Genomic DNA, 5,780 nt, shown 5'->3' with positions numbered 1-5,780 from the left:
TCCCGCGCCCGCGCGATCGTGCGCCAGGACGACAAGCGCCGCAAGGACCTGGAGCTCGAGACCTGAGCCAACCCGCGCGCGAACGCCGCTGAGCCGTCGTGGCCGTCAACGAGATCGACAAGCTGATCCAGCTGTTGGGCCGGGTGCCGGGGCTCGGCCCCCGCTCGGCCCGGCGCGCGGTGTTGTACCTGATGAAGCGCCGCGACCAGCTGATGCTGCCGCTCGCCCAGGCGATGCAGGCGGCCGCGGAGAAGATCCGGGCGTGCTCGGAATGCGGCAACCTGGATGCCCAGGACCCCTGCGCCGTCTGCCGCGACCCCGAGCGCGACCGCCAGTCGATCTGCGTGGTCGAGGACGTGGGCGACCTGTGGGCGCTGGAGCGCACCAGCGCGTTCAAGGGGCGCTACCACGTCCTGGGCGGCACGCTGTCGGCGCTCGACGGCCGCGGGCCGGAGCAGCTCAACCTGGACCGGCTGGTCCGCCGGGTGCGGGAGCAGGGCGTCGGCGAGGTGATCCTGGCGCTGTCCGCGACCGTCGACGGCCAGACCACCGCCCACTACATCGCCGAGAAGCTGACCGCCCACGGCGTCACGGTGACCCGGCTGGCCCACGGCGTGCCGGTCGGCGGCGAACTCGACTACCTCGACGACGGCACTCTGACCGCCGCCCTCAACGCCCGGAAGTAGGGGGACGGGTGTCCGCCGGGTTGGGACGCCGTCTCGGCGGGTCCCTCTGCCTTGAGGGGAGAGGACAGGTGAGGGTGGGACTCCCCGGCGCGCATCGGGGAGTCCCACCCTCACCCTCCCACGCGCTGACGCGCGCGGGCCCCTCCCTCTCCCGTCAAGGGAGAGGGGAATCCGCCGCGCGGGCGAGGTGATAACGACGGAGACACGCATGACCCGCAGCACACCGATCGCGCTCGCCGCCGCCCTGCTGCTGGCGAGCCCGGCGGCGGCGCAGGACGACGGCGTCCCGTCCGGCGCCGGCGGCGACCGCTTGGCGATCTACCAGGACGATCTGGCGCTGGTGACGACCGAGCGCTCGGTGACCCTGGAGCTCGGCACCGCGCAGCTGCAGATCGACCGGATCAGCCCGCGCATCGTGCCCGGTAGCCTGGATGTCTCCGCGCCGGGCCTGCGGGTCACGCAGCAGCAGCTGGCGCCCTGGCCGCTCGACCGGCGCGCGCTGCTGGAAGCCTATCTCGGCCGGGAGGTGACGCTGGTGCGCCCCGGCGCCGCGCACGGCGGCCCCAACGCCGGAGACGGCGAACGGGTCACCGCCACGCTGCTGTCGATCGAGAACGGCATCGTCCTTCGGATCGGCGACACGGTCGAGGTCGATCCCGCCGGCCGGATCGTGTTTCCGGACCTGCCCGATACGCTGTCGGCCCGCCCGCGCGCCGACATCCGGGTCAGCGTGCAGTCGGGCGGCCAACGGCGCCTGACCCTGCGCTACCTGACCCAGGGGCTTTCCTGGTCGACCCACTACATCGCCCGCTACGACCCCGAGGCGGGGCGGTTGGACCTGTCCGGCATGGCGCGGATCACCAACGACCTGCCGGTCGCCTTCGGCGCGCGCCAGGTGCGTCTGTTGGCCGGGCAGGTGTCGCAGGTGTCCGGCGGCGACGGCGGCGGTCCCGGGCCGCAGCGGATGGCGGCGATGTCCGCCCGGGCCGAGGACGCGCGCGTGCCGGAGCCGCAGACCCAAGCCGATCTCAAGGCCTATCCCCTGCCGAACCCGCTCGACCTGGCGCCGGGCGGCGCGGTCCAGGTGCCGCTGATGCAGGCGGAGAACGTCGCGGTCGAGCGGCAGTACCGACTGAGCGGCCTCGCGACCGCCTATCCCTACGACGGTGCGCGCGGCCCGTCGGCGGCGACCGTGCGCCTGCGCATTGCCGACACCGCCCGGGCCGGGCTCGGGCAGCCGCTGCCCGCGGGCACGCTGCGGGTCTACGCCGGCGATCTGTACCGCGGCGCGCAGCGGATCGAGGCCACCCCGGTCGGCGGCGCGGTCACGGTCGACCTCGGCCGGGCGCTCGACGTGACCGCCACGGCGCGCCAGACCGCCTACGAGCAGCTGAGCGAGCGCAGCTACGAGACGGCGCAGGAAATCACCGTCAAGAACGCCAAGGACACGCCCGTCGAGGTGCAGGTGCTGGGCAACTTCCCGGCGGACTGGGAGATTCGCCAGGAAAGCCATCCGCACGAGCTGCAAAACGCCAGCACGCCGGTCTGGACCCTGCAGGTGCCGGCAGGCGGCGAGACGGTGCTGACCTACCGTGCGCGGGTGCGGCGGTAGGCGGGGCACCAAAACGGTCCGCCTCGCTGACAAAGCTGCCATGTCATCCCGAGGGGCATCGGGAAGCACGTGACCTCCCCGCTCGACATCGGCGAAATCGCCGCCGGCACGTTGCGCCTCCGGCCGCTCGCCGCCGGCGATGCCGAACAACTGCGCGCGGTCACCAGCGATCCCGCCGTCACCGCGGTGATCCCGTTCCTGCCGGAGCCGTTCGGGTTGCAGCAGGCGCAAGCGCTGCTCGGCCGGCAGGCCGAGGGCCGCGACCTCTACCTCGGCATCCGCGCGGACGCCGACGGTATCGTCCCGGGCAGTGCGGCCGGCACGCTGCTGGGCGTCGTGGGTGTGCACCTGCACGGCGCGGCGGAGCTGGAAATCGGCTACTGGCTGCCAGGCCGCCACCACGGCCACGGGATCGCCAGCACGGCCGTCCCGGCCGCGGCGCGCGCCTACGCCCGGGCGTTCCCGGACCGCCGTCTGGTCGCCGAATGCCGCCCGGACAACGCCGCGAGCCGGCGCGTGCTGGCGCGCGCCGGATTCCGGCCGGCCGGTGAACCGGGGCAGCGTCCGGAACGCGATCTGTACGTCCATGCGCCGGATATTTGACGCCGCGATCGACGCCCGCGGGGCCGGGCGGGCACGGGCGACCGATTGCGCCTGCGCCGCCGTGCTTTACGTAAACGGGGCGGGCGACCGCCCGGTCACTCCCGGAGCGCGTGCGTGATTGCGAGCGCCGTCTCCACCCAGACCTCGACCAGTTGGTTGCTGAGCGCGCGCGCGTCCTGCGCCAGCGGTGGCGAGGCCAGCACGGCGCCGGCGCCGGCGGTGCCCACGGCGATCAGAATCGCGCAGGAGAGCGCGACCGCCTTCAGCCATGCTTTCATGACATCCGTCTCCGTTAAGGGTGCATTAACACGGTAGCGGATCGCGCCTGGTCCCGCCACCCGCGCACGCGGCGGCCACGGGCATCTGCGCTGGCTTGTCAGGGCGTGACCGCTGCGCTAGGGCTGCTGCACGCCCTTTGTTCGCAAGCAACTCCGGACCCTTCCCCATGCGCGACATCGACCAGCCGTCCCAGGTCGGCTGCTCCATCGATCTTTCGGCCGACGGCAAGCAGCACGGCCACATGATGGTGCCGCATTCCCGCAACGAAAGCGCGTGGGGCACGTTGATGGTGCCGATCGCCAGCGTGAAGAACGGCGACGGGCCGGTGATGCTGGTCACCGCCGGCAACCACGGCGACGAGTACGAGGGCCAGCTGGCCGTGCTCAAGCTGCTCAACCGGCTGAGCGCGGACGGCTTCAAGGGGCAGTTGATCGCGGTCCCGGCGCTCAACCTGCTGGCCCAGCGCGCCGACGCGCGCGTGTCGCCCCAGGACCAGGGGAACATGAACCGCGCGTTCCCCGGGCATCCGCGCGGGACGGTGACCCAGCGGGTCGCGCACTTCGTCTGGCAGCAGCTGATGCCGCGGTCGGACATCGTGGTCGACCTGCACTCCGGCGGGCACTCGCTCAACTTCGTGCCCTCGGCGGTGATGCACGAACTGCCCGACAAGGACCTGCAGGCGAAGACGGAAGCCGCGCTGAAGGCGTTCGGCGCCCCGATCGCCCTGCAGCTGGTCGAACTGGACGCGGTCGGCATGCTGGACACGGCCGCGGAGGAGATGGGCAAGCTGTTCATTTCCACCGAGCTCGGCGGGGCGGCGATGGTGACGCCGGAGACGGTGGGCGTCGCCGACCGCGGGCTGGACAACCTGCTCAAGCACTTCGGCATGATCGATGGAAAGCCGAGCGGCCACCAAAGCCGGATGATGACCACGCCCGACGGCGCCTACACCATGGCCAAGCACGCCGGGCTGTACGAGCCGCTCGCCGAGCTGGGCGAGCAGGTCGAGGCCGGCCAGGAGATCGCCCGCGTCCACTTCCTGGAGGAGGTCGGCCGGGAGCCGGTCACCTACACCGCCCCGATCGCGGGCGTGCTGTATTGCCGGCGCGTCCAGGGCTGGTGCGGCCGCGGCGACACCCTCGCGCTCGTCGCGCAGGATCTGTAGCGAGGGAGGTCACCACAGAGGGCACGGAGGGACGAGACGTAAGGCCCGCAGCGCTCCGCTGGATTAAGTGCTCGGGTCTTGAGACCCCAGATAGGACAGCGCGCTCCGCGCGCACTTTTTCTTCTCTGTGATCTCCGTGCCCTCGGTGGTGCAATCCCTCCTTCTTACGCCCCGGCTTCGGCGTTTTCGTCGTCCTGGCCGGGGGCGACCTTCTGGGCCAGCGCGGCTTCCAGGAACTCGGTGATGTCGCCGTCCAGCACCTTCTTGCTGTCGGTGCGTTCGACGCCGGTGCGCACGTCCTTGACCATCTGGTAGGGTTGCAGGACGTAGGAGCGCAGTTGGTTGCCCCAGCCGATGTCCGACTTCTGGTCGGCGGTCGCCTGGGCCTCCTCCTCGCGCCGCTTGAGCTCCCGCTCGTACAGCCGCGCGCGCAGCATGTCCCAGGCCTGCGCCCGGTTCTGGTGCTGCGACCGGCCCGACTGGCAGCCGACCACGATGCCGGTCGGGATGTGGGTCAGGCGGACGGCCGAATCGGTCGTGTTGACGTGCTGGCCGCCCGCGCCGGAGGAGCGGAAGGTGTCGACGCGTACGTCCTTGTCCAGGATCTCGATCTCGATCCGGTCGTCGATCACCGGGTAGACCCAGACGCTGGCGAACGAGGTGTGCCGGCGCGCCTGGCTGTCGAACGGGGAAATGCGCACCAGCCGGTGCACGCCGCTTTCGCTTTTCAGCCAGCCGTAGGCGTTGTGGCCGGAGATCCTGAGCGTGGCCGACTTGATCCCGGCTTCCTCGCCTTCGGTTTCGGCGATCTGCTCGACCTTGTAGCCCTGGCTCTCCGCCCAGCGGACGTACATCCGCCGGAGCATGTGCGCCCAGTCCTGGGCTTCCGTCCCGCCGGCCCCGGCGTTGACCTCCAGATAGGCGTCGTTGGCGTCCGCTTCGCCGGACAGCAGGGACTCGATCTCCATCTTCTGGACGCGCGCCTTCAGGTCGCGCAGGGCGTCCTGCGCTTCCGTGATGCTGTCCGCGTCCTCTTCGGCCTCGCCGAGCGATTCCAATTCGATCGCGTCCTCCAGTTCCTGGTCGAACTGCTGGACGGTCTTGATCTGGGTGTCCAGATGCTGACGTTCCTTCATCAGCTCCTGGGCCCGGTCCGGGTCGTTCCAGATGTTCGGGTCCTCGGCGTAGGCGTTCAGTTCGTCGAGGCGGCGCCGGGCGTTATCCCAGTCAAAGGTGCCTCCTCAGCAAGGCCAGCGATTCGCGAATCTCGCCGGCCAGGCTTTCGGTTTCCGCGCGCATGGGGCAGCGCTCCTTCAAGCTCGGTTGGGGTGGGTGTCTGTTGCGGGTATAGGAAGCCGGCCGGGGCGGGCGCAAGGGCGGCTCTGCTCCTCACGACCTGCTGATTCCCCTCTTCCACTGGGAGGAGGGGTGAGGG

Annotated in this window: 6 protein-coding genes; 4 read left to right on the top strand and 2 right to left on the bottom strand. The window is 71.0% G+C overall.

Going from position 1 to position 5,780, the window contains the following annotated elements:
* Positions 1-98: 98 nt before the first annotated feature.
* From recR to CKO28_RS26490, 3 genes are all read left to right on the top strand, one after another.
* The gene (gene recR / locus CKO28_RS26500; protein ID WP_200344298.1) at positions 99-686 is read left to right on the top strand and encodes a recombination mediator RecR; all 588 of its coding nucleotides are present in this window, start codon (positions 99-101) and stop codon (positions 684-686) included.
* A 208-nt stretch (positions 687-894) separates the two neighbouring features.
* Entirely contained in the window at positions 895-2,298 is a 1,404-nt protein-coding gene (locus CKO28_RS26495) for a DUF4139 domain-containing protein (RefSeq protein ID WP_200344296.1), read from the top strand.
* A 69-nt stretch (positions 2,299-2,367) separates the two neighbouring features.
* On the top strand, positions 2,368-2,901 hold the full coding sequence (locus tag CKO28_RS26490; protein WP_200344294.1) for a GNAT family N-acetyltransferase: 534 nt from the start codon (positions 2,368-2,370) through the stop codon (positions 2,899-2,901).
* 95 nt (positions 2,902-2,996) lie between these two features.
* Here the strand turns inward: CKO28_RS26490 and CKO28_RS26485 are convergent, their stop codons facing one another.
* On the bottom strand, positions 2,997-3,179 hold the full coding sequence (locus CKO28_RS26485; RefSeq protein WP_200344292.1) for a hypothetical protein: 183 nt from the start codon (positions 3,177-3,179) through the stop codon (positions 2,997-2,999).
* 167 nt (positions 3,180-3,346) lie between these two features.
* Between CKO28_RS26485 and CKO28_RS26480 the strand changes: the two genes are divergently transcribed.
* A complete protein-coding gene (locus CKO28_RS26480) occupies positions 3,347-4,345 on the top strand; it encodes a succinylglutamate desuccinylase/aspartoacylase domain-containing protein (protein ID WP_200344290.1) in 999 nt (332 codons plus the stop codon).
* Between the two features lie 164 nt (positions 4,346-4,509).
* Here the strand turns inward: CKO28_RS26480 and prfB are convergent.
* Positions 4,510-5,644, bottom strand: a protein-coding gene (gene prfB, locus CKO28_RS26475) for a peptide chain release factor 2 (protein WP_200344288.1) whose coding sequence is annotated in 2 segments (ribosomal slippage) — positions 4,510-5,574 and positions 5,576-5,644 — 1,134 coding nt in all. Because the reading frame shifts where the segments join, the coding sequence is not laid out codon by codon here.
* Positions 5,645-5,780: the final 136 nt, after the last annotated feature.

The organism is Rhodovibrio sodomensis (assembly GCF_016583645.1).
GTDB classification, from domain to species: Bacteria; Pseudomonadota; Alphaproteobacteria; order Kiloniellales; family Rhodovibrionaceae; genus Rhodovibrio; species Rhodovibrio sodomensis.
The sequence above is the reverse complement of the archived record's forward strand: the minus strand, read 5'-3'. Positions and strand labels throughout refer to the sequence as shown.